The organism is Methanosarcina barkeri 3 (assembly GCF_000970305.1).
GTDB lineage: Archaea > Halobacteriota > Methanosarcinia > Methanosarcinales > Methanosarcinaceae > Methanosarcina > Methanosarcina barkeri_A.
Genome location: NZ_CP009517.1, coordinates 4,205,611 through 4,228,493 on the forward strand (window position 1 = coordinate 4,205,611; position 22,883 = coordinate 4,228,493).

A 22,883-nucleotide genomic window follows, 5' to 3' on the forward strand; every position below is an offset into this window, starting at 1 on the left:
TATTTGAAGAGTTGCAGGAAGTTATTTTCTCCCCTAGTTTGAATCATATTATTCTTTATGATCTCTTTTAAAGTCTATGTAAGCTATTTATTGCCCTATGTTTTCAGATTTCATTGAGGATTTAGAAGTCGTCTGATCAGGATCCTGAGCTACTTTTTATTCCTGCAACTTCTGTTTGAAAACCTCAAGATTTTCCCAGTTAAACTTTTCCGGAGGACAGGCCCTGATACATCTCTGGCAGTGGGCGCCTTCACACAGGTCAGTGCTTATCATAACCCTGTTTTCCTCGTCAATTGATATAGCGCCCGTTGGACAGACTTTAATACACTTTTTGCACTCGGGGCAATCGACAATCATAGTCATATAGGTCCCGACTCTTTCAAGTACATGAAGTCCTTCTTCTCCAAGAACTGGAATATCTCTCTCCACGCGTTTTTCTATAATAGGGTTCTGTATAGGTTCTCCTAGCTCTGGAAGTCCTTTCTTTTTGAGATATTTCCTGAACATTTTAAAAGGCATACCTTCCTCCCAGTATGCAAGCTCAAGAACATACACGTCTCGGAATTCAGGGGCAATTGCAAACATTATATGTGTACCTATTATCTGACTTGCAATATCCTGAAGCTCCCATAATCTCTTTTCTGAAAGCAATATTTCACGGGCGACTGCAAGTGAAGTATTTCCAAGCTGGAAAATCTTTCCTGTTGCGTATGGAATCAAACCGATTTTCTGGGCCTTTGCCGCATCCATATAGGTACCAGCAGCACCTGCCATGTAAGCCGTATCAATGTCTGCTATTTCAATACCTGCAGTCGAACAGAGAGTAATATGTCCTGCACGAATCGCACCTATTGCTTTTCCGGCTTCAGTCAGGTCTTTCTCAGAGAAATCCATCCAGTTTTGCATATGAATAAGCCCATCAGGAGTTTTAATCTTTGGGAGCTCTATAAGGCCGCGTTCAATTCCTTTTTCTATCAGAGCTATAACCCCGGTACCTGTAATTCCTTTGGCTTTGATCTGACCTTCCTGAAGGATTTTCCCTGTTGACGGATCTATTATATCTCCGGGAACTGATTTCATTTCTTCACTCAGGACATAGTTCCTTAATCCTCCATTCTCGAATTCAAAATCTGATATGGTGTAAGGAGAAGCAAGGTTTCCATGTCTTATCTGCTGTCCTTCAAGGGCAGGACCAGCAGCTGCAGATCCCGTATAAATAATATCCTTCACTTTGAGGGCCATCTCTGCATTTGTTCCGTAGTCCGTAGCAATTGAAATTTCATCACTATCGAGCATTCCGGATTTAATTATCAGGGCAAGGGCGTCGGCTCCAACTTCATGCTTTATTGCAGGAGGAACTACAATCTCACAATCATATTCATCAAATCCGGGAATTTCACTGCTATGTATGATTCTTGCGCTTCTATCCTGCTCCTGTATATTATACTTCTTTTTCTTCCGTTCTCCTGCATAAGCGAGGTCTTCAATGCTTATTCCCTGGAAGATGGATAGTTGAATCGGGTTCCCACAGATTGAAAGCCTTTCAAGCTCCTCGCTTTTTACATCGAGAGCTTGGAATAAGTTTTTTACTGCGTTTATAGAAAGTCCGTGCGCGAGGTCCTGGCCATAGTGAATCGCAAAATCCATATGATCCATCACATTCGCTCCGGGGAGAGGATTCCTCAAAGTTATCACTGTTCTTCGGATTTCTTCTGTATCAAGATCGATTTTTTGAGCTCTATACCCACTTGTTCCAAGGTCAATTGCAACTCCACATCTCATAGAAATTCCCCAAACTCTCCCTATTTTACCGGTACTTTGGTGTAATGCTGTTTCAGATTTATTTACACATTATTTTGAAAAATAACGTATAAATAAATAGGGGGATTTATTTCTCCCTACATATTTTAAACCCCTTTGAATTTATCTTAATATTTTTCTAATCCGTTTAAAAAAATAATCTCACTAATGTGTCCACTCTCTTTGCTTTTTTCTTTCAAGACCGATTGAATATTCACATTCCAATATGAAAAACAGATATCGGGAGGAAGATGACTGGCATATCTTTATATATTACAAGTGACTTTGTATAGCTGATGAGCTAGTCCGGGTAGCCCGGCGTTACCTGTAACCCGAAATCGCCGATACGCGGGGGACGAAGCCAAGGGAAGATGCGTCGAAGGGACTCCAGCCTGGAATCTCAACGGAGAAGCCCCGTCCTGCTTGGATGGTGCAGGTATGCGGGTTTGCTGGAGAGCAGGTCTTCATACCCTAACTGCAGAAACCGGTCGAGGCCCGGAAGGGAGCAGACTTACTGTGGGCAACTATCGCTTGCGGGGCTGCGGGGTGGAGAAGAGGTCCCAGTCTACTGGTATCTCCAAGATTCAACGACCTGAAGCGTGCTCATCGCTTTAATACACAAAATAATTAGAATACATCAGGTGATTCAGTTTTATAGCATAACTATTATACTTCTTGTAAAATAGTCTCTGTGAAACCCTTCCCCTGGAAAAGATTAAATACATAAAATGCGTTTAAGGGGACGCGCTTCTTGAAGTCCTTTGTGACGAGATAGCCAAGCCCGGTATGGCGCGGGATTGCTAATCCCGTGATGCTCTGCATCCCGGGGGTTCGAGTCCCCCTCTCGTCGTTTCTTTTTTATTAAAATTTATCCACACAAAGAATTATGTCCTTTTCCACACAAAGACCTATTTCCTTTAATTCTCTTTTTGCAGTAGCTTGCATGTTATCGATTTTTGTAACAGCTTGTACCTTATATATTTGCAGTAGTCCGTATCTGGATTTTGGATACAATTTCATTCGAACAAGCTTTCATCCTGAATTATTAATTCTGGATTCCTAACAGTTACCATCTGAAACTTATCATGACTTCAAAAATTATTGGAAAATCCAAACTTCCCGATCTTTAACTTCGTCTAGCACCAAGTAAAGTCCCAATTAATTTAGACAGTTCACTATATAATAACATTTATATTATTTAAAAATTAATTTATATTGATGGCAACGAATCTTTTAACCGACCTTTTAATCATCTTCGGACTTTCTATTCCTGTAGTTTTTACTTTCTCAAGATTAAAAATAGCTCCACTGATTGGATTTCTACTTGCAGGCATTCTTGCCGGACCTTTCGGTTTTGGACTGATTAGAGAGATTGAAAACATCGAACTTTTGGCTGAAATCGGCGTTGTACTTCTGCTTTTTACCATAGGTATGGAATTCTCGCTGCGCGATCTTTTACAGCTTCGCAGAATCGTAATTTTTGGAGGCGGTTTGCAGCTTTCCATAACTTCAATTATCGTTGCTCTTATATTCCTCTGGCTTGGTAATTCCAGAGAATCGTCAATTTTCCTTGGACTTTTAGTGGCATTAAGCAGCACTGCAATTGTCCTTAAACTCTTACAGGAAAAAGGAGAAATCTATAGCCTTCACGGACGAACTTCCTTGGGAATACTAATTTTTCAAGACATCGCAGCAGTGATAATTATTCTCTTAATTCCTGTCCTTGCAGGCATTCCAGGAACCGAGAAGTCCTTTTTAGAACTTATCCTGCAGGGGCTGGGGCTTATCATGTTCACCCTTATAAGCGCCAGATATGTCGTTCCTTTCATCATGTACCAGGTGGCAAAGACACGGAATAATGAGCTTTTTCTACTGAGTGTTGTAGCAATAGGGCTTTCTGTCGCCTGGTTGACTTCTATAGTTGGTTTGTCTCTGGCACTAGGAGCTTTTCTTGCTGGCCTGATCATCTCGGAATCTGAGTATTCAGTTCAGGCTCTTGGGAACTTAATTCCATTCAGAGATATGTTCATGAGTATTTTCTTCATCTCAATAGGGATGCTGCTTGATCTCAACATATTAAGAGAACATCTGCTCCTGATCCTGGCTGCTACCCTGGCTGTGCTGCTTCTGAAGGCTCTGGCAAACAGTTTGAGCACCTTTCTCATAGGTTTTCCTTTGCATACAATGATTCTGGTTGGATTTTCCCTTTCACAGGTTGGAGAATTTTCCTTTATCCTTGCAAAAGTAGGTTCTGCAAGTGGATTAATTTCCTCTCTCATGTACCAGGAATTTCTGGATGTTGCAGTACTTTCTATGGTGCTTACCCCTCTTTTTATGAGTATAGGGTATCGAACCACGACTTTTGCTGACTTTCTGCCTTTTCCCCCAATCTTGAAACAGGGCTGGTACAGTAAATTTAAAGAAAAAGAATCTGAAGAGAAACTTGAAAACCACGTAATTATAGTAGGATTTGGGATAAACGGTAGAAATGTCGTGACTGCTGCAAAAGCAGCTTCAATTCCCTACATAGTAATTGACATGAATCCTGAAGTCGTACGGATAGAGAAGCAGAAGGAAGAGCGTATTTTTTACGGTGATGCTGCTCAGAATGCTGTACTGGAACATGCAGGCATCCAGACCGCGAAATCTGTTGTCGTGACCGCAGGTGATCCTCCGAGCGCTAAAAGAATAATTGAAGCTGCCCAAAGGTTAAATCCGGAAATCCACATCATTGCCAGAACACATTTCCTGAGTGAGCTGGATAAGTTCTATGATTTTGGGGCAGATGAAGTCATTTCTGATGAGTTTGAAAGCTCAATAGAGCTTTTCACAAGGGTACTTCACAGATACTTAGTTCCCAGCAGTGAAATCTATTCCCTTACTTCAACATTACGTGCCGACCATTATAAGATGCTTCGAAGTACTGGCATCCCCAGGAAAAAAATCTGCGATCTGGCTCTTGATTTTGCAGATGTGGAAATCCGGAGTATCAGGGTAGGGAAATTCTCAAAATCAGCAGGAATGACTCTTGGGGAACTCAATCTTCGGAAGAACTATGGAGTGTCCGCACTTGCAATCTCACGTAGTCATAAAATCATTCCCGGACCGGAAGCTGAGACTGAAATTCTCGCGGATGATATTCTGCTTGTGATCAGCCCACCTGAAAATGTTGAGGAAGTTAGAAAGCTTTTCGAGGACGGTGCGGAATAAAGAGAAGTTCCATTTTGTTATTTATAATGAGAGAGTTTATAATGAAAGATTTAACTTAGCTATAATGTTTACATACTTATAGTAACTATATTGTTAATGCTTATATTCTAAAATTTTTGGGGTCAAAAGTACTTGAATACTCACAAGTGGCAGATTTAGAATTTAGTGTTTATTTTTATATTTATTTAAACATTTTTATTTGCTCGCTTAATTAAGTGCTTATTTATCTATCTGGTGGAACTTTCATGATGCGTGATGTTAAAGAAACTTTTCAGGAAGTCGTCCAAGCTATATTTCCTTTAACACTTGTAGTCGTGTTACTGTTGCTTGTGTTCGTCGGTATAGGCCTGGATGATCTGATCTCCTTTTTGATAGCTACAGTGCTAACTGTAATCGGAATGACCTTTTTTCTAACCGGGGTTAAGCTGAGTATGCTTCCTATAGGTGAGGCAATAGGAGCTGATTTGCCTAAGCACAGCTCACTGGCTTTTATCGCAGTGATGGTGTTTCTACTCTCGTCCTTTGTAGCTGTAGCGGAACCTAATGTAAGTGTTTTAATTAGCATGATAAACTCAGCTTTACAAGGGAGTATAGATAACAATTTACTGATAATTTCTATATCCTTTGGAGTAGGTTTTCTTATGGTTATTTCCATCCTGAGAATAATCTTTGGATTTCCGATCAAATATCTGTTTGCAGGAAGTTATTCAATCATACTCATGCTGTCTTTCTTTGTACCTGCTGATTATCTGGCAATTGCCTTTGATTCCGGAAGTGTGACTACAGGAGCAATGATTGTGCCTGTGATTATTGGCCTTGGAGTCGGGATAGCTTCAGTATTGCAAGATAGATCTGAACTTGATGGTTTTGGACTTATCGGCCTAGCGACTATAGGTCCCATATTGAGTCTCATGCTACTGGGGGTTCTGTCTTCATGAGTTTAGAAATTACGGGATTTTGGCTCATGTTTTTTGAAGTTATCCAATCAATTGCTCCTCTAATAATTTTCTTCACATCCTTTCAGATATTATATTTAAAGCTGCCATTATCACAATTAGTAAGACTTTATATAGGGCTAGCCTTCACTGCATTTGGTATGATCTTATTTCTTCATGGAGTCAATAACGGATTTCTCCCTGCAGGAACGAAGATAGGGGAGTTCTTTGGAGATTCTAAGAAGAGCTTTTTAATTCCTCTAGGTTTTGTTCTTGGTTTACTTGCTGCTTTTGCGGAACCTTCTGTAAGAGTATTGTGTTATCAGGTTGAGGAATCTTCCAGTGGCTATATAAGATCAAATCTTATGCTCTATATGCTTTCCTTCGCAGTTGCTATGTTGTCTGCGATTTCAATGGTAAAAATTGTCTATAAGATACCTTTCATATACATAATAGTTCCAGGTTATTTATTTGTCCTTATTCTGTTATGGCTTTGTGACAAAGATTTTGTGGGTATTGCATTCGACGCAGGAGGAGCTGTAACAGGTCCGATGGCTGTGTCTTTTCTGATGTCAATGGCTGTAGGAGTGGCTACATCATACGAGGGGACAGATCCTGTCGCAGACGGCTTTGGCCTGATTGCGATGATAGCACTGGCGCCCATCATTTTCGTTATGCTTCTGGGTGTTTACATAAGATTTAACGGAGGTAGAGAGAGTGTGCAATGAGAAAGATTTTGTATTAATAGTCACAATTGTAAAAAAAGGCTGGGGCGATGAGGTAATTAAGGCTTCAAGAAAAGCCGGTGCCCATGGCGGAACAATCTTATTTGGTCGCGGTACAGGAGTTCATGAGAATAAAAGTATTCTTGGCTTAATGATCGAACCAGAAAAGGAAATCGTCCTCACAGTAGCTGAATCGACAATTGAGGATAAAATCAAAAATAGTATTATTGAGGCTGTAAACCTCAACGAACCCGGAAAAGGGATTGGGTTTGTAGTTTCTCTGGATAAAGTATTTGGAATTTGTCATCCACTTTATGATATGTTGCACTCTAACAGAGAAATATGAGTAACTCCACTTAGGAAATTATGAATGTTCCTATCTGGAGACTTTCAAGTTTGAATTTAACTTAAAAACTTATTTTTTTCGTTAGATCTGGTTGACATTTGCTATTCTCAATAGTGATAATTTTAAACAATGAAAATTAGCCGTTACCACGGTTAAAAGAGAAATAGCATAACAATGAGGTCTGTTAAGGATTATTTTAAAATCAAGGAGTAGAAAAAGTAAATTTACTTGCTATCTATATTTTATTTAGACGGAGACTTGTGCTCAAAGAGTATTATATAATATTAGTCATATAATTAATTGGGGAATTGGCAATTAAGATTCAGATATGAAATCTACGATTTAAACCAGATGTCTAAAGCTGAAATAGGAAATTTAAAAATCCTTGTAGAAAATAGAATTTCTAAATTCATAATATATTAAGATTAATGAATATATATAGACATGTAAATACAATGGATCGTCTGCTCTTTCAACTTAACAACGTGGCGAAGATACTTCACCAGTTTAGCAATAATTGATATTTTCAATATGTCTCATTGATGAAATTTACCTTAAACAGCTCAGATCTGTAATTTGTAAAGTAAATTCTATCTATTGCGGAGGGAAATTTTTATGATATGTGATATTAAAGAGACTATTATTGAAGTTGTGCAGGCAGTATTTCCTTTAACGCTTGCAATACTTTTGCTCATGCTGACATTAGTTGGTACTAGTTTGAACCAGCTTGCATCTTTTTTGACGAGCATATTACTTATCTCACTGGGAATGATTTTTTTTCTTGTAGGCGTTAAGATTGGTATACTTCCAATGGGTGAGGCAATAGGAGCTGATTTGCCCAAGCATAATTCACTTGCTTTTATTGCAATAGTAGTCTTCCTACTCTCGTTTCTAACAACCATTGCGGAGCCTGATGTAAGAGTTTTAAGTAACATGGTTAATTTAGTTTCACAGGGCAGTATAGATAGTAATATGATAATAATCTCTATAGCCTTTGGAGTTGGCTTGTTTGTAGTTATTTCTATTTTCAGAACAATTTATGGAATTCCAATCAGGTATCTGTTTGCAGCAGGCTATCTAATTATACTCGCGCTGTCATTTTTTGTACCGAGTGAATACCTGGCAATCGCTTTCGATGCAGGAGGTGTGACCACAGGGTCTATAACTGTACCTGTTATTATGGCTCTTGGAATCGGAATAGTTGCAGTATTACAAAAGAAGTCTGAACTTTCAGATAATTTCGGAATCATGGGATTAGCTTCCATGGGCCCTGTAGTTATTGTAATGTTGCTGGGGGTTCTGTCTTCATGAACTCAGTTACAGAGGGAATCTCGCCTGTATTCTTTGAAGTTATTCAGTCACTTGTCCCTCTTGTAATTTTTTTTGCTCTATTTCAAAAAGCACATTTAAAGCTTCCGTTTTCACAATTAATAAAACTTTATACCGGATTAATTTTAGCCGGATTTGGAATAGTATTATTTCTTTATGGCGTATACAGTGGCTTTTTTCCTATAGGAAGAGAGATTGGTGAATTTTTCGGCAATTCCGACAAAAAAAACATTTTAATACCGATAGGTTTCGTGCTTGGATTCCTTTCAACTTTTGCAGAGCCTGTTGTAAGGGTATTATGTTACCAGATTGAAGAGTCTTCCAATGGTTATATAAGATCAAAACTTATGCTTTATGTTCTTTCCTCTGGAATTGCTGTGTTCGTTGCCATTGCAATGGCAAAAATAATTTATGGAATCCCTTTTCTGTATATAATAGTCCCAGGTTATCTATTCGTATTTGTTTTATTATGGTTTTGCGACAAAGATTTCATAAGTATAGCATTCGATGCAGGTGGAGTTGCAACAGGCTCTATGGCTGTAACATTTCTCACATCAATGACCGTCGGACTAGCATCTGCACATGAAGGTGTAGATGCAATTGCAGACGGTTTCGGCTTAATTGGAATGATGGCACTTGCACCCGTTATTTTTGTTATGTTTCTGGGCATTTATATAAAATATAATGAAGATAAAAAAGATATTCAATGAGAAACTTTGCGTTAATAATTAAAGTTATAAAAAAATTATACAAATTTAACTATTACAGTTTCTCGTAGAAACTTGCACCTTTCGAGAAATAATATATTATTTGGACTCTATATATCATTCATGAAAATAAAAATATTTTTAGTTTAATATTGAATCTGATAAAAAAATTACTCTTACAATAACTAAATCAGATATTGTAGATAATAAATTCTATTACTAAGGCAGCAAAATGAATTCTATTACTAAGGCAGTAAAAATGTTAACAAACCCCCAAATTAGTGTAGGATCTTTGGTCTGTGTTGATTAACATGGTATTGCTCATACTGTGAGAAAGAGAATTACCACAGTAAAAATCTTATTTATAATCTCTATTCATAATCTCAGCACTGCTGGAACCTGCAACAAACAATTAAACCAAAATGAACATTCAGAAAAAAAGAAGTTTGAGAAATAAATCGGATAACATTACCGCTTAATAGCAATGAAACTTTGAGGCTCTAAAATGTTTAAAGTCCTTATTGACATCCCTGCGCAAGCCTTTTTGAAATCGGCTGATGAAATGACTTACTCCAGAGTCAAAGAAACTCTTGATGAACTTGTCCTCGATCCGGTCCCACCGCGAGCAAAAAGAATAATTGAGAGTAAGGAAAAGCTTTTCAGACTACGGTCCAGGCATTTAAGGCTGCTTTATAGAGTCAATTATGAGCACCAGACCCTGGTAGTTATAATTATCGAGCCTGTAAATCGCATGTATCGTTGAAGAGAGTAAAGATGTAAACTCTTCTTCCGTTAAGTGTTATAACAGGAAATTAGAAAAAGAATGATCAGGCAAATACAAAATATAATTTCAACCTGTCTTAAGAAATTATCTTGCATAGTTCATAATATGCAAGACTACTATAAATTATTTACTCAAGATTGACTATTGAAACTCATGGGATTCCAATAAACTGAGATATAGGCATAAATTTTATACATATATTCTATTTTTAGGTATCAATAAACTCTAATATTTATTATGATATATTTTTTGAATAGTTAGACCGAAAACATTGAGAATTGCTATTATTTTTATACATCTTCAAAAAATAATTTTTTTTATTTTTGGAAATTTTTCCAAAAAGTCAGTATAACTACCTTTTGTTACTTCCTTTTATGTAAAATATAGTTAGCAAACTAACAATCCCCCAAATTAGTTCAAATCCTGGAGTTTTTTTGCTTTCTTTTGGAGGAGCGCGGGTCTCTTTTTTCTGCTCAGGCGTCTGCTTAACATTTGCTACTGCACTCTCATTTTCTTGTTTAAGGCTCTGAGTGTTATTTTCAGGCTGTGTTAAACTGGAATTCATAACAGAAGTTACTGACTGTTCTAAATTGGCTTTTAATACCAAAATACCATTATTGGAATCGGCTACATAGATATTACTACCGGAAATTGAAACGTCCAAAATTCCCCAGGAAGAACTGAATCCTCCTTCCACAATTGGAGAAGAGGAATTGCTAATATTAACAATCACAAGACCAGAATTAGCAATATAGGCGTAATTACCTGAAACTGAAATGGCCTTACAAATGCCAATATGGCGGCTTTCGCTTCCTTTGCGAATTGGAGAAGAGGGATTACTGATATCAAAAATACAAGACCATCAGAGTCTTCAACTAAATAAGCGTAATTGCCGGAAACTGCAACACAGTCAGCATATCCAGTTTCATACTTTCCTTTAAGGGTCGGAGAAGAAGGGTTGCTAATATCAACAGTCACAAAACCATTATCACCATCAGCTACATAGGCGTAATTGTCGGAAACTGCAACACTACGAGCACGTCCGGCAGTATTGTACCTTCCTTTGAGCTTTGGAGAAGAGGGATTGCTTATATTAATAATCTCAAGACCTTTATCACCAGCAGCCAAATAGGCGCAATATACTTTCTACCCACTCGATATGGAAATCTTGCACCTCTAGTTGCCCTTCTATCATCCTTTATCCATGTACTCTGAACAACCTTTATCCATGTACTCTGAACAACCTTTATCCATGTACTCTGAACAACCTTTCGACAACTTAATATAATGTAATGATATATGTACAATATGTAAAGTTTGCATTACATATTGTAATTAAACATAGACATTTATATGTGTACATATACATGAGTATACTGAGAGAATTCGGCTTTCATTGAAAACCCTTATGGAGGTTCTGTAAATGAAACATAAGCAGTTCAAAATAATCACATTTCTTACTACAATGGTTATGGCAGCTGTAATTAGCTTTTCAATTTTAATAGGAAATCCTGCACTTGCCGTGGCTTCCTTCTTTGGAGGCATAGCTGTTATGTACCTCTCAAAACGCAGACTGGAAGATATTGTAGAAGATGAGAGAATTCGTCAGATAAGTCAAAAAGCCTCAGGAATTACATTCCAGTTCATAATTCTTAGTTTTGCCATAGGGGGCGCAGTCCTTATAGCAATGAAGGATACTTATCCGAAATATACAGATTTTGGTTTTTTCATGTCATACGCAGCTTGTACGAGTCTTGTACTTTACTCTATCTTTTATATGTATTTTAATATGAAATCAGGAGGATAAATTGACGGTTAGAGTTTACAGGTTTCCAGATTACTGAAGTATCTCGTCAGATATCCGTTTACGTTCGCTTGTGAAAATATGGAGTTTTCAATGAAAAATAATATAAAAGTTTACAGGGCAATACACGATCTTACTCAGGAAAACCTGTCTGAAAAAGTAGGAGTTACAAGGCAAACCATAAATGCAATTGAAAAAGGTAAATATGATCCCTCGCTTGAACTTGCATTCAAGCTTGCCAGGCTTTTTGATGCCCGTATTGAAGAAATTTTCCTCTATGAAGACCGTGAAGCCAGGAACTCTGAAAGAAAGGGTTAATTCACTGATTCTGAGATAAAGGACTTAATGGTTTAAAATTGAGAAATTTTAAGGGATATTTCCCAGATAGTTTTTTGAGTTTAATTCTTTTCATTGAAAGCTAATTTATGAGATATTTCAGATAAACCTAGCTTTCCTGAACTCCCTAAACAAGTAAACCCGGAGAAAAGAAAGCCATATAACTATTTATATTTCCACAAAAACGAGAACTGGGAGCTATACAGGCTCTGGGGTAAGTAAGTTGATTTTCTTTGCAGAAGTTAACGACATCGCACTCCAAAAAGCAATTTTAGTTTCTAAATATATTTATATGAAATGAAAAGATAGTTACAATTAACGGATATCTGCAGATGTACGGACTGCCAGTTTCTGTCATCAAACAAACTAACAGGTAAATAAGCAAGTTATAAAGAAAATAAGCAGGAGCAAAGAATCTATGATGCAATCGTTTATAGTAGAACACTATCTCAACAAGGATGTGGATGTTTACTGCGGTGGACCTGATGTTTTCAAGGGAAATGTAGAAGCCTGTGCCGATAATGTTCTGACGCTCAATAGTGAAGGAAAACTCACCCATATAGCTATTGACAAAATAATAGCTCTCTGGGGCCAATAAGTTCAAAGTTTCAAGTTCCGATGTTCCTGCACTATAAAGGACAATTATAGAGAACAAACGGACTAAGGGAAAGTTTTGAGAATTTTCTTCTAAATCTGACTAAAACTGAAAAGCTGAACTGATGCCCTAGTCTTTGGGAAATAAAGGCCACTAAAATTAGTGGCCCAGAGTTTGATATGTGAAAAAATATCGAGGTGTAAAGAAATGCAGCCTTTTATAGTAGAACATCTTCTAGGCGAAGTCGTAGATGTTTACTGCGGGGGTCCTGATGTATTTAACGGAAAAGTGGAAGCCTGCGCAGACAATGTGCTCACTCTCGAGCATAATGAAAAGTACACGCACATAGCAATTGACAAGATAATAGCTATTTGGCGTACTTAACTAATGTAAACCTCGTTGAATAAAAAGGGTTCTCGATGTATCAAATTTGGATATACTGAGCCCTGGATGTAATGAGTCCTGAGATATTGAACTCTGGATGTAATGAGTCCTGAGATATTGAACTCTGGGAAAGTTCCGAGGTTTTTAATACTTCGCCTTTTCCAGTAGTTTTTAGCTAAAACTTTCTATTTTCTTAGCTTATGCTTTCCTGCAACTCTTTGCATGGGAAGCAATAAGTTCTCTCATCAATTTTGCCCCAAGCATGGCGGTTTGCCCGGAATCGTATTCAGGGGCAATTTCTACGACATCAAAAGCCATTGAGAAAGGAGCGAGTGTCCTTATTGCAGTCCTTACATCTCGCGCACTCAGGCCAAAGGGTTCAGGCGTGCCGAGACCAGGAGCATAAGCCGGGTCTATTGCATCCATATCGAGGGAAAGATAGATCTGGCTGCAGTCAAGCCACTCAAGGGCTTCTTTAAGGACCTCTACCATGCCTGTGGATTCCACATCATCAGCTGTGTAATACTTCAGGTTATTTTCCCTGGCAAAAACCCATTCTTCTTCCGGGCCACTTCTTATACCTATGGAAACAAGATTTTTAGTAACCTCATTGAGAATGTTTCGGGACACACAGGCATGATTATGCTTAAAGCCCCTGTATTCTTCCCTCAGGTCAAAGTGAGCGTCCAGGACAAGAACCCCGAAATCTTCTCCTGCGATTTCAGCGCAGGCCTTAACCATAGCAAAGGTCAGAGAATGCTCTCCACCAAGCATAATTGGAAACTTACCATCATTCAGGAGGTCTTTTGTAGCTTCGTACAAGCTCTGAAGTGTTTCGTCAACCAAAGCGGAAGTTTCCAGATTCCCAGCATCATAAATTGGAAGATCGACAAGATCTATATCGAAAGTCGGGTTGTAACTCTCAAAATTTGCGGAGGCCTGGCGCATAGCGTCAGGAGCCCAACGGCTACCTGCTCTGTAAGAAGAGGTATTATCAAAAGGCACACCGAAGATAACATAACGTGCAGATTCATAGTCTGCAAGAGCATCTATAAAGGAATTGGGTAAAAACATAATTTAACCTGATACGAAATTATTTGCTTAAAAAAAGAATGACTCAGGCTCTTAACCTGAGTTTTCACGTTAATTTCGAAAACTTATGTTCGTATATCGAGCTTGACCTTGCTAAGAGCTGTAATGTAAGAAATCTCTTCGCCCTCTTTGACCTTATCCTTGTATTCATCAGGAATTACGATCTCAAAGGTTGAGAAGTCTCCCATATCCATAAGCTGGGCAATGTCGCCGGTAATCGAGATTACCTGTGCAGTCTTTCGTTCCACAATGGGGACGTATACTTTGGTTGCAACTGAGCCTATGAAGGAGCGCTTCTGGCCGTCAAAAAGTCCGATAGCCTCTACTCTTGCCTTTGCAGCCCCGTGTTTTCCCGGCTTGGATTTGGTAATACTCTTTATGACACATGCTTCGTCATCGATAATTACGTATTTCCCTTCTTTGAGTTCCTTTACTTCTACCTGCTGTTTCATAACGATTCTCCCATACGTTTTTAGATGTTTATAAATGAGCTGTAAACGTCATTCCGAATTTGCCGAAGACTTTCCATGACTCCGGTAAAGTAGTATAAGAAGGCTTTTCTAATTTTTAAGCCTGACTCTTATTTTATCCATACATTACTTAAGGCCTGGATAGAAAAACTGGAAAGTATTCCGAGCTTAGGATGCCTGCAGAGCCAATCTACAGATCGAGAACTAATACGATTAATTATCCATGACTATATAACGCTTGTGCGAGATTTTTCGTCTTTTGACTGAATTTCGTGGAAAACTGCATGAAATTTCCGAAAAATCCAGATTAAAGGAATACTGAATTAAAGGAAACATTGGACTTCAAAGAGAAAAATTCTTTACCTTATAACATTTATTGCTTTTTAGAGTATGCGGAAGAGTAAAAATCACTGAAAGTAGTTCCTTTTTATTTTTAAGATTATTTCATGATTCGATCTGCAGTTATTATGTCAAACACACTACCTTTCCGTTTTTTCATATTAAAAATTAATTCCAAGCTCCTTTAACTTCTCCGGCCTGGGCACTCCTTCTTCATTCCATCCTCGGTAATGATAATATTCCCGAAGTGCAGCTTCAAACTCCTGCCTGGGAATTCCGTACCCTTCGTTCTCTCCATTGTTTTCAAATAATCTTTCAGGAAGGGTATCATCTTTTCGGGTAAACCCTGCTTTAAAGTTATACATTCTCTCCAGATTATAGATTCTTTCTCCAATTCTCAGGAGCTCAGCAGGCGAAATCTCCATACCTGCACCCGAAAGTAGGAGAGCGGAACCTAGCTCTTCACCTAGGGCAAAACCTGAGTAAGGGCAGAACACAAAGGAGTCCAGAACTGCAGTCAGGTTCTCAAATACCTGGAGGATACCTGCTTTTCCTTTGAGGCTCAGACGGTTAAGACTTACAGGCTTTCCAAGTACCTCAGGCCCGACCATGAAAGCAGTCAGATAGTCTCCCCCATGGCTGGAAGTAGCATAAGCCAGGGCCTGCCCCTTTATCCCTCGAGGATCAAAACCTCCTAGTTCTAGCCCTTTCACATCCATGCTCAAGTCTTCTCTCCCAAGACCTGACAAGTACCTTCTGGTTCCATTTCCTAATTTGCTTCCTTCCCCGATTTTAAAGAGCATAGATTTCATTTCATTAGCTTCGATTATTTCTTCTTTGAATTCTGCACACGCCCCTAGCGCGGAACCTGCCGAGATCGGGTCAAGCCCGTAATCCTTGCATATCCTGTCAGCCATAAGTACGGAGTTCAGATCAGGATTCTCAAGATTAAAACCGAAGGCCCACAGAGAGTCATAATCAGGCAAAATTTGTCCTTCAAGCGAAAACTGTCCTTCAGACAAAAACTGTCCTTCAGGAAAAAACTGTCCTATCTCTTTAAACATCTGCCCTGCTCCTTTAATTCTTTTCTTACAGCCCAGAGGACAGCCAGAGCAGCTCTTATTTTCAAGCTCGAAAGTAGATTTGATAGATTCTCCTGAAAGCGCATCTGCAAAGGGAACTTTCTTTCCAGTAAAGTTCCTGCTGGGGATGAGGTTCATATAGTCTAGCAATTTCACAAGTGCAGAAGTTCCGTAATTTGCGAGTCCTTTAGAGAGCATGGGACTTGCATCAAAAAGTTTCAAAACTCTTGTCTCAAGTTTCCGGAATTCCTCAGGATCGGAAGGTAAAAGTTCTTTTTCTCCTTTCACAACCACGGCTTTGAGCATTTTTGAGCCGGCAATCGCACCCAGACCCCCTCTTCCGATGTGGATGGAATCGATTACAAAAGAGGAAATAAGAACCTGTTTTTCTCCTGCCCTACCAATACAGGCCACACTGCCTTTATTTTCAAGAGCTTCAGTACAGGCCTTGACATTCTTTTCCCAGAGTTGTTTTGCAGGCACAACTTCAACGTTTCCGTCCTTGATTTCTACATAGGAAGGCCTATTTGCCTTTCCGGTAACTACCAGAGCATCAATTTCAGCTTTCTTGAGTTCCCTCCCGAAGTCCCCGGTCATATTCCAGCTAAATATTGTGCCTGTTAAAGGCGATTTCGATGTGAGAACAGCTCCTGAAGCCATCGGAGCAATGCCTGAAAGCGGGCCTGAAGTAAAAATGAGAGGATTAATAGGGCTAAAAGGATCAATAGAGGGGTCTGTCAGCTCAGAAAGAAGTTTTACTCCAAGTCCTCTACCTCCAAGATATTTGAGAATCAACTTTTCATCAGTTTCGACAATATTAACTGATTCAGTGTCAAGGTTTACATATACTATTTTTCCTGTCCAGGGAGTCATTTTGAGTCCTTCTTTTCTGCCTGCTTTTCTGCTCTGATCCGAGTTGTCAGTCCTGTCTTTATATTCTCTTTACTATACCTTATTTAAGTTGATATTCCTTTTTTTGAAACGAATACTATAAGGAAGAAAACTTATATGGATTATTTTAAGATTTTACAGTTTGGAAGATTTGCTCAGAGAATATAACCGTATTGAAACAAATCAACTGAGTATCCAGAACATTTCGATGATAAAATATAAACCTTAAAAACCTTAACCATATTAAAGTTAAAAACTCGAAACTGAAAGTAAGAATCCATTAAAGAAAGACACTTTTAAGAATAGTTATGTTTTGAAGATATTAAAAAAGCCAGCCTTTAAGACAAAGAAGTCTCACATATTACTATATGAATTTGGAGAAACCTTACATCGTTTCTATTTATGCCGTTCTACGGAACGAGAAAGGCGAGTTCCTGCTTCTCAGACGGTCGGAAAACTCTCACAGTAATCCGGGAAAATGGGACCTTCCAGGGGGAAAGCTGATCCGTGGAGAACCTCTTGAAGAAGCAGTTGTTAGAGAGGTCTGGGAGGAAACAGGGATTTCAATTGTTCCCGGAGAAATTGCAGGATATGCTACCTTTGAGCTTCCGGACAAAAAGGTAATTGCCATAGTATATGACGGGGGATATCTCATTGCTGATGTAAAGTTGAGCGACGAACATATTGAACATGCATGGACTTCCCTTGATAGCATTCTGGAACTTGATACTCTTCCCGAGCATTTTAAAGAGTTTTTTAAAAGATTCGCTGCAGAAAATAAAGAGCCTCCAGAGATGCCTATTTAAGCATATCCTGAAAGTGATACCTGCTGAGCCTGTTCCAAATTAACTTTTACTTCTATCTTTATTCGTATAATTTATAAAAAATTAGAGAGATGTTTTCCTAGCAGAAGCTCAATTGACGATTTTAAAAAGAAGCTTCAAAAAAATGTATTTTGAGTTTTGGAATTCAGCTCTTTAAGTAAAAACTCGAAAGAAAAATTAATAACTCACATTAAGATCATTTATTAGCTTCTAATTAAAAACTTTTTATTTATTTTAAAAAACATGATATAGTCGTAATTACATCCTTCAAGAACTATTTTCTTGTTTATTACTTTATTTGGGATGATTTCAAGAAATTGCGGATTAAATGAACTTCTTTTAGACCTTCACTAGTTGAATAATTTTATTCGAAAAAAAAAGCTTATATCTAAGAACAAATTTTCTGGTCATTATCTTGTTAACAGAGTGAAAATAACTAGGACTTACTCGACTAAACTGAAGAATGTAGAGTTATATTCATTTGATTTGTCCTAAGGAGGATTTACATGAAAAAATCTTTTTCATCTATAGTATTAGTTATGCTATTCTTGCAAGTAATTTTAGCTATTATACCATCAATTGGGGTGGTTTCAGCTGCAGACAATGTCACAGCTACAGACAACGTCACAGCTACAAGTAATCTTACAATTAATGATTTTACTTGTAACATCCTTAAAGAGACTGTTCCTTTTGATTCAAGATTAACTGCTAACGTGACCGGTAAAGTTACCAGTTGGAAATGGGAATTTTATAATCCGCAAATTAATCATTGGTCTTACAGCAGCGGAAAAGGAAACTTGGTAACCACTTCTCATAGATTTGGAAGAGCTAAAGCTTATGGAGTTTTCAACGTTACTTTGATTGTAGTTGGACCTCATGGAAGTGATACCCTTAAAAAGATAGATTATGTAGTGGGAAATAAAAATACTACAGGCCTACCAACTGCTAATTTCTCTGCATCCTCCACTTCTGGATATGCACCGTTGAATGTAACATTTACTGACGAAAGTAAAGATGCAACCACAGCTTTATGGTATTTTGGACTGACAAATACTTCAAAAGAAAAGAATCCAACATATACTTTCAATTATCCCGGAACTTATAGAGTTGTTTTAGAAGTGAGCAATGGAAGAGGTTGGGATGCAACAGCTCAAGAAATAACCGTTCTGGGACAGCAGAAAGTTCTTCCTGAAGCAGGCTTTGACGCCGATAATTCCAATGGTCTCGATGTCCAATTTGCAGACACCTCACAAAATGCAAGTGAATGGAGCTGGGACTTTGGAGACGGAACTAATTCAACCGAGCAGAATCCAGAACATCCCTATTCAACAGCAGGAAACTATACTGTCAATCTTACAGCAAACAATGAAAACGGAACAAGCTTGTCAAACAAAACAATATATGTGGAAGAAATGAGCGACTCAAGTGATGGAAGCAGTGGTAGCAGTAGCAGTGATAGTAACAGTGATAGTAACAGTCATAGCAGTAGTAGCGGTAGTGGTAGTAGCAGTGGAGGTGTTGGGGGTTCGCCCGAGCCTCAAAGTAATGTAGAAGCTAAAGAACTTTCACAAACTTCTATTACATACGGAAACTCTGTAAATTTCGATTTCCCACAAAATGCCACTCCTGTAATTAATATAAGTTTTGATTCTAAAAAGACTGTTGGAAAAACTACAACTGTAGTTGAGATGCTAATAAATCAGTCCACTCTAGTTTCAGAACCGCCTTCGGATGAAGTGTATAAATTTGTAAACATTTGGGTAGGAAACAGTGGATTTGCAACTCTCGATAATATTGAAAATGCAAAAGTATATTTCAAGGTTGAAAAATCCTGGGTTCAAGACAAAAATATAGACAAGTCTTCTATTACCTTTAATGGATACAGTGATTCAAAATGGAATTCTTTACAAACCACTCTCGTAGGAGAAGACGATAAGTACCTGTATTTCACAGCTGAAACCTCGGAATTATCCTCTCCATTTGCAATAACTGGCAAGACAGCACCAAGTTCAACTCTGAATGAAACAAAATCTGAAACTCAATCTGAATCTAATAGTAGTCTTGAAAACAATGTAAGTAATGCAACAAACGTTGAACAGACACAAAATCCAAGTACTTCTGAAAACGAAAGCAAAAAATCTCCAGGTTTTGAATCAGTTATTGGAATCGTTAGCTTGTTTGCTGTGATTTTGTATAAAAGAAAGTAAGAACAGATAGTAAAAAATGTATGATGAGTCAACATCCTAATATAAGTTTTATGATGAGGACTTAAACCCTCATCTAAGTTTTATGATGAGAATTCAATAACCTCATCTAAGTTTTTTATAATTACATTTTTAGTTGCGAGGGTAATAACAACTATTCGTTCTTTTGGGAGCCAAATATGATTCGAAACCGTAAATATTCGGCCGTAAATACTCGTAACTACTGTAACTATATATCAATTAGTCGAAATAGACTTAGAAAATATGGATAACCAAAAAGTAGTATTGCAATATTAATATAGGAATATTTAGTAATAGAGGAATATTTTTTATAAGTTATCCTGGAACAGATTTTGATTTTTCGGATAAAAATCTTAAATTGGATTCACTCTGAGGTACATATAAATTTTTACTTGAAATATTTATCCTCAAGTTTTTTCCTTTTTTTCCTGCTGCGCTGCCAGCTTATCCCAAAGTACAGAAGAACTGCAAAAGCTACAAGCGCTGCAATATTCAGTACAGGCCTGTACTTGCTCAGGAGGAGAGGATTTATCTCTTCTCTTTGCTCGTGTTCAGGGTACATGATATCCCTTCTATTGCTGCTGTGACCCAGGCCCAGGGCGTGCCCGAATTCATGTTTTGCAATAGAAAGCATTGTCTCATCACCATACTGGCGCCAGGACTTTCCCTGAAAGTTTCCTACCTCAAGCACTATGTCGACTCTTACAAATCGACCATTAGATACTCTGGGGCTTGCATAGCCGGCAACGCCTGGAGGAGCTCCTTCGACATTCTCCAGATTCTCTACCCATCTTATCCTGATATCAGCTTCTTTCGAATCCACAAGTTTGAAAACAGGCGTAAACTTAAGGTTTCCGTTTCCTCCTTCCTCCCAGTATTCCATAGCCTTTTCTATTTGTGCGTAATAGGTGGTAGGGCTGTAGTGTTCTGGAACGTCGCTGTCATCAATATATACGGTAATAGGAGAGTGGTCCCATGGATAGTCCATAATCCTTTCCGGATTTGCTTCAGATGCAACTGAGACGGTCAGTAAGACAAGTGCCGTCAGTAACAGCAAATAGAATCTAACTCTGTACATATGGTCTCGACTTAATATAAATCAATCTACCATGATAAAAATATTATTAACCTTAAAAACCCGACGTAAAACTATCGATCTCCCGTATACGTCCTGAATATCTCACACATATTTCAACTAGTCACATATATTCACATAAAATCCGGGCAAAAAGACGGATCTATATCTGTGGACGGTTATTAACGGAAGAACTTACAGAGACTAGCTTTTTGTCAAGTTTTGTCAGAGAACAAGTTTTTCAAAATTAAATGAAATCCTAGTGAACTGGATTTATAAGATCGCAAAGGCGAATTTATATAGTGAACTCCTGGGAGTTAGTTTTTATAATGAATATATAATTGAATCAATCCAGAATCTGTTACTTAAAATCCAGAATCTATCTATTTACTTAAGAGTGGCCTTGGAGATATTACATATCTCACAGTTCGAGTCACAACAGCATTCTTCTTCATTTTCGTCATCCGGAAACTCGGATGCAAGCGCTCTTGTACTTTCAGCCAGTACTGCGGCATTGGATATAGATGCTCCTATCATAATTGCATAAAATATTTTTTCTTTGTTAATTCCTTTCCGTTTTGCGACTCTAATATGCATTTTCAGGCAATGCTCGCAACGAAGGGCAGAAGCTACACCTATCGCAATAAGTTCGACTGTCTCTGGGTCTAGGTTCTTGAATCCCCTCATTATGGAGTTCTCATAAAGTGTTTTTGGAATGAAAATCTCTGGAAGATCTTTCATGAAGTTCATTATGTAGGGGACTTCACCATACTGATTCCGGACATCTTCAAGGAGTTCAGGAACAGCTTTCTCAGGGTCCTTTTTCAGAATTTCCACAATATCCTCAAGTTCCATACGAAACCACCAGCATAGATTAACGTGGAAAAAGGATTCCGACGCCGTTTTCTGTTTCAAGCTTTACAACCTAAAGGATAAGTGAGAAACACGAACCCAGTAAAATGTAAAGCAAATAACTCTTAATGCAACAGAACCCGGGTCAAATTGCAAAACCAACGTCAGACTTAGATTTGATTTTTATCAATATATAATTTTTCATTTTTGATTTTGAAATATCCGCAAGCTCGGAAAGGGTAACTCCTTCATCAAACTCCAGGTTTTCAATTTTTTCATGGAATTCATCATATGAAAGTTTGACCCTGACTCCATTAAGCTGGAGGGTAAGTGGAGCAGGAGAAAGTACAGTTCGGATTTCCGGAACCTGATTTTCTATCTCATTCATTACTCTGGCAGGAAGCACTGCGAGTGGGTCTTTTGCCTGCTGTTTACGGATATTGTCAGCGATCTTTCCAACTCCCTCGTTGAGTATATCAAGGGCACTAACCTCCTCAGCTTTCCTTAACCTGTGAGATGTTCTTCCGATATTTCCAACGTAAAGGTCTGCTCCGTGGACTTCCTCAGTTTTTAATTCAGGTCCACCTGTAACCACAATAGGGATTTCTATGCCTTCAAAAAGCTTTGGCTTCTTGTTTATAATACAGTCGCTAAAAGATCCGAATGTGAAAACTGCAATATCGTGTTCATTGATAAGCTTCCTTTCGTAGTCCATAGACAGAGACACCCTGCGCCCCATTCCTCTTGCAAGTCCTATCATGTTTGTATTAGCTCCGGGATGACGGAGATATTCTGCTACATCACAAGCTGAATGTGGAAGGTGGTGAGAAGCAAGGGTCGGCGAAACAACTGCAATCTCGACTCCGGTTAGTGGAGCTTCTATCATCATTCCAAGTAGATCATCAGCTTGTTTTTTTACTATCGGGATGTCTTTTTCCGGAACAAGCATAATAAGATTGACTTCAGTCCCCGTAACTACTTTTTGGATTATGTAACCTCCAAGGTCTTCCAGCAGCTCAATTAAAAGTCCATGCTTGTGGACACCACCGGTATAAAGATAGGGTCGGAATACTGCCAT

General features: G+C 38.4%; 22 protein-coding genes, 1 tRNA gene and 1 other RNA gene. 15 read left to right on the top strand and 9 right to left on the bottom strand.

Going from position 1 to position 22,883, the window contains the following annotated elements:
• Positions 1 to 156: 156 nt before the first annotated feature.
• Positions 157 to 1,782, bottom strand: coding sequence for a methylamine methyltransferase corrinoid protein reductive activase (locus MSBR3_RS17220; protein ID WP_048109420.1), 1,626 nt, complete (start codon positions 1,780 to 1,782; stop codon positions 157 to 159).
• A gap of 312 nt (positions 1,783 to 2,094) precedes the next feature.
• Between MSBR3_RS17220 and ffs the strand changes: the two genes are divergently transcribed.
• The 9 genes from ffs to MSBR3_RS17265 all read left to right on the top strand — a co-directional run bounded on the left by ffs (position 2,095) and on the right by MSBR3_RS17265 (position 9,815).
• Positions 2,095 to 2,409: signal recognition particle sRNA (gene ffs, locus MSBR3_RS17225), an RNA gene on the top strand.
• Positions 2,410 to 2,565: 156 nt separating this feature from the next.
• Positions 2,566 to 2,650, top strand: a tRNA-Ser gene (locus tag MSBR3_RS17230).
• A 368-nt stretch (positions 2,651 to 3,018) separates the two neighbouring features.
• Entirely contained in the window at positions 3,019 to 5,010 is a 1,992-nt protein-coding gene (locus MSBR3_RS17235) for a monovalent cation:proton antiporter family protein (RefSeq protein WP_048109422.1), read from the top strand.
• 245 nt (positions 5,011 to 5,255) lie between these two features.
• A complete protein-coding gene (locus MSBR3_RS17240) occupies positions 5,256 to 5,948 on the top strand; it encodes a DUF1538 domain-containing protein (protein WP_048109424.1) in 693 nt (230 codons plus the stop codon).
• A 26-nt stretch (positions 5,949 to 5,974) separates the two neighbouring features.
• The gene (locus MSBR3_RS17245; protein WP_329956842.1) at positions 5,975 to 6,673 is read left to right on the top strand and encodes a DUF1538 domain-containing protein; all 699 of its coding nucleotides are present in this window, start codon (positions 5,975 to 5,977) and stop codon (positions 6,671 to 6,673) included.
• On the top strand, positions 6,663 to 7,016 hold the full coding sequence (locus tag MSBR3_RS17250) for a P-II family nitrogen regulator (protein WP_048109430.1): 354 nt from the start codon (positions 6,663 to 6,665) through the stop codon (positions 7,014 to 7,016). Before MSBR3_RS17245 ends, MSBR3_RS17250 begins: the two co-directional genes overlap by 11 nt.
• Before the next feature lie 615 nt (positions 7,017 to 7,631).
• Positions 7,632 to 8,327 (top strand): DUF1538 domain-containing protein, encoded by a 696-nt coding sequence (locus tag MSBR3_RS17255; protein ID WP_048109431.1) that lies wholly within the window; start codon positions 7,632 to 7,634, stop codon positions 8,325 to 8,327.
• Positions 8,324 to 9,055 (top strand): DUF1538 domain-containing protein, encoded by a 732-nt coding sequence (locus tag MSBR3_RS17260; protein WP_048109433.1) that lies wholly within the window; start codon positions 8,324 to 8,326, stop codon positions 9,053 to 9,055. The genes MSBR3_RS17255 and MSBR3_RS17260 overlap by 4 nt, the downstream gene beginning before the upstream one ends.
• 502 nt (positions 9,056 to 9,557) lie before the next feature.
• Complete coding sequence (locus MSBR3_RS17265) at positions 9,558 to 9,815, top strand: hypothetical protein (RefSeq protein WP_048109435.1); 258 nt, start codon at positions 9,558 to 9,560, stop codon at positions 9,813 to 9,815.
• A gap of 373 nt (positions 9,816 to 10,188) precedes the next feature.
• Here the strand turns inward: MSBR3_RS17265 and MSBR3_RS17270 are convergent, their stop codons facing one another.
• Together MSBR3_RS17270 and MSBR3_RS17275 are read right to left on the bottom strand one after the other, a co-directional pair.
• The gene (locus MSBR3_RS17270) at positions 10,189 to 10,680 is read right to left on the bottom strand and encodes an LVIVD repeat-containing protein (RefSeq protein ID WP_394297732.1); all 492 of its coding nucleotides are present in this window, start codon (positions 10,678 to 10,680) and stop codon (positions 10,189 to 10,191) included.
• Positions 10,566 to 10,964, bottom strand: a complete 399-nt coding sequence (locus MSBR3_RS17275; protein ID WP_048109437.1) for an LVIVD repeat-containing protein — start codon at positions 10,962 to 10,964, stop codon at positions 10,566 to 10,568. The genes MSBR3_RS17270 and MSBR3_RS17275 overlap by 115 nt, the downstream gene beginning before the upstream one ends.
• 295 nt (positions 10,965 to 11,259) lie before the next feature.
• On the opposite strand from MSBR3_RS17275, the gene MSBR3_RS17280 reads away from it, so the two are divergent.
• From MSBR3_RS17280 to MSBR3_RS20775, 4 genes are all read left to right on the top strand, one after another.
• The gene (locus MSBR3_RS17280; RefSeq protein ID WP_048109439.1) at positions 11,260 to 11,643 is read left to right on the top strand and encodes a DUF2178 domain-containing protein; all 384 of its coding nucleotides are present in this window, start codon (positions 11,260 to 11,262) and stop codon (positions 11,641 to 11,643) included.
• A 90-nt stretch (positions 11,644 to 11,733) separates the two neighbouring features.
• On the top strand, positions 11,734 to 11,958 hold the full coding sequence (locus tag MSBR3_RS17285; protein WP_048109440.1) for a helix-turn-helix transcriptional regulator: 225 nt from the start codon (positions 11,734 to 11,736) through the stop codon (positions 11,956 to 11,958).
• Between the two features lie 436 nt (positions 11,959 to 12,394).
• Positions 12,395 to 12,574, top strand: coding sequence for an MM0924 family protein (locus tag MSBR3_RS17290; protein WP_048109441.1), 180 nt, complete (start codon positions 12,395 to 12,397; stop codon positions 12,572 to 12,574).
• A gap of 204 nt (positions 12,575 to 12,778) precedes the next feature.
• Entirely contained in the window at positions 12,779 to 12,955 is a 177-nt protein-coding gene (locus MSBR3_RS20775) for an MM0924 family protein (RefSeq protein ID WP_196296973.1), read from the top strand.
• Between the two features lie 198 nt (positions 12,956 to 13,153).
• Here MSBR3_RS20775 and speB read toward each other — a convergent pair whose 3' ends face one another.
• The 3 genes from speB to MSBR3_RS17305 form a co-directional block, all read right to left on the bottom strand.
• Positions 13,154 to 14,029: an agmatinase gene (gene speB / locus MSBR3_RS17295; RefSeq protein ID WP_048109442.1), complete on the bottom strand. Its 876-nt coding sequence runs from the start codon at positions 14,027 to 14,029 to the stop codon at positions 13,154 to 13,156.
• An 83-nt stretch (positions 14,030 to 14,112) separates the two neighbouring features.
• Complete coding sequence (locus MSBR3_RS17300; RefSeq protein ID WP_048109443.1) at positions 14,113 to 14,499, bottom strand: translation initiation factor IF-5A; 387 nt, start codon at positions 14,497 to 14,499, stop codon at positions 14,113 to 14,115.
• Between the two features lie 518 nt (positions 14,500 to 15,017).
• On the bottom strand, positions 15,018 to 16,811 hold the full coding sequence (locus tag MSBR3_RS17305; RefSeq protein WP_048109444.1) for an aldehyde ferredoxin oxidoreductase family protein: 1,794 nt from the start codon (positions 16,809 to 16,811) through the stop codon (positions 15,018 to 15,020).
• A gap of 386 nt (positions 16,812 to 17,197) precedes the next feature.
• On the opposite strand from MSBR3_RS17305, the gene MSBR3_RS17310 reads away from it, so the two are divergent.
• Both MSBR3_RS17310 and MSBR3_RS17315 read left to right on the top strand, forming a co-directional pair.
• Complete coding sequence (locus MSBR3_RS17310; RefSeq protein ID WP_048109449.1) at positions 17,198 to 17,635, top strand: NUDIX hydrolase; 438 nt, start codon at positions 17,198 to 17,200, stop codon at positions 17,633 to 17,635.
• A gap of 524 nt (positions 17,636 to 18,159) precedes the next feature.
• Positions 18,160 to 19,860, top strand: a complete 1,701-nt coding sequence (locus tag MSBR3_RS17315; RefSeq protein WP_052723462.1) for a PGF-pre-PGF domain-containing protein — start codon at positions 18,160 to 18,162, stop codon at positions 19,858 to 19,860.
• Between the two features lie 406 nt (positions 19,861 to 20,266).
• On the opposite strand, the gene MSBR3_RS17320 is transcribed toward MSBR3_RS17315, so the two are convergent.
• From MSBR3_RS17320 to MSBR3_RS17330, 3 genes are all read right to left on the bottom strand, one after another.
• Entirely contained in the window at positions 20,267 to 20,956 is a 690-nt protein-coding gene (locus MSBR3_RS17320) for a matrixin family metalloprotease (RefSeq protein ID WP_048109451.1), read from the bottom strand.
• Between the two features lie 384 nt (positions 20,957 to 21,340).
• Positions 21,341 to 21,808 carry a carboxymuconolactone decarboxylase family protein gene (locus MSBR3_RS17325; RefSeq protein WP_048109453.1) on the bottom strand — a complete coding sequence of 156 codons (468 nt, stop codon included), beginning with the start codon at positions 21,806 to 21,808 and terminating at the stop codon, positions 21,341 to 21,343.
• Positions 21,809 to 21,950: 142 nt separating this feature from the next.
• Entirely contained in the window at positions 21,951 to 22,883 is a 933-nt protein-coding gene (locus MSBR3_RS17330; protein ID WP_048109454.1) for a methanogenesis marker 7 protein, read from the bottom strand.

Coding starts and splice junctions, on each gene's coding strand:
- MSBR3_RS17220 (WP_048109420.1), bottom strand. CDS start 1,782: ATGAGATGTGGAGTTGCAATTGACCTTGGAACAAGTGGGTATAGAGCT.
- MSBR3_RS17235 (WP_048109422.1), top strand. CDS start 3,019: ATGGCAACGAATCTTTTAACCGACCTTTTAATCATCTTCGGACTTTCT.
- MSBR3_RS17240 (WP_048109424.1), top strand. CDS start 5,256: ATGATGCGTGATGTTAAAGAAACTTTTCAGGAAGTCGTCCAAGCTATA.
- MSBR3_RS17245 (WP_329956842.1), top strand. CDS start 5,975: ATGTTTTTTGAAGTTATCCAATCAATTGCTCCTCTAATAATTTTCTTC.
- MSBR3_RS17255 (WP_048109431.1), top strand. CDS start 7,632: ATGATATGTGATATTAAAGAGACTATTATTGAAGTTGTGCAGGCAGTA.
- MSBR3_RS17260 (WP_048109433.1), top strand. CDS start 8,324: ATGAACTCAGTTACAGAGGGAATCTCGCCTGTATTCTTTGAAGTTATT.
- MSBR3_RS17265 (WP_048109435.1), top strand. CDS start 9,558: ATGTTTAAAGTCCTTATTGACATCCCTGCGCAAGCCTTTTTGAAATCG.
- MSBR3_RS17280 (WP_048109439.1), top strand. CDS start 11,260: ATGAAACATAAGCAGTTCAAAATAATCACATTTCTTACTACAATGGTT.
- MSBR3_RS17285 (WP_048109440.1), top strand. CDS start 11,734: ATGAAAAATAATATAAAAGTTTACAGGGCAATACACGATCTTACTCAG.
- MSBR3_RS17290 (WP_048109441.1), top strand. CDS start 12,395: ATGATGCAATCGTTTATAGTAGAACACTATCTCAACAAGGATGTGGAT.
- MSBR3_RS20775 (WP_196296973.1), top strand. CDS start 12,779: ATGCAGCCTTTTATAGTAGAACATCTTCTAGGCGAAGTCGTAGATGTT.
- speB (WP_048109442.1), bottom strand. CDS start 14,029: ATGTTTTTACCCAATTCCTTTATAGATGCTCTTGCAGACTATGAATCT.
- MSBR3_RS17300 (WP_048109443.1), bottom strand. CDS start 14,499: ATGAAACAGCAGGTAGAAGTAAAGGAACTCAAAGAAGGGAAATACGTA.
- MSBR3_RS17305 (WP_048109444.1), bottom strand. CDS start 16,811: ATGACTCCCTGGACAGGAAAAATAGTATATGTAAACCTTGACACTGAA.
- MSBR3_RS17310 (WP_048109449.1), top strand. CDS start 17,198: ATGAATTTGGAGAAACCTTACATCGTTTCTATTTATGCCGTTCTACGG.
- MSBR3_RS17315 (WP_052723462.1), top strand. CDS start 18,160: ATGAAAAAATCTTTTTCATCTATAGTATTAGTTATGCTATTCTTGCAA.
- MSBR3_RS17320 (WP_048109451.1), bottom strand. CDS start 20,956: ATGTACAGAGTTAGATTCTATTTGCTGTTACTGACGGCACTTGTCTTA.
- MSBR3_RS17325 (WP_048109453.1), bottom strand. CDS start 21,808: ATGGAACTTGAGGATATTGTGGAAATTCTGAAAAAGGACCCTGAGAAA.
- MSBR3_RS17330 (WP_048109454.1), bottom strand. CDS start 22,883: ATGGCAGTATTCCGACCCTATCTTTATACCGGTGGTGTCCACAAGCAT.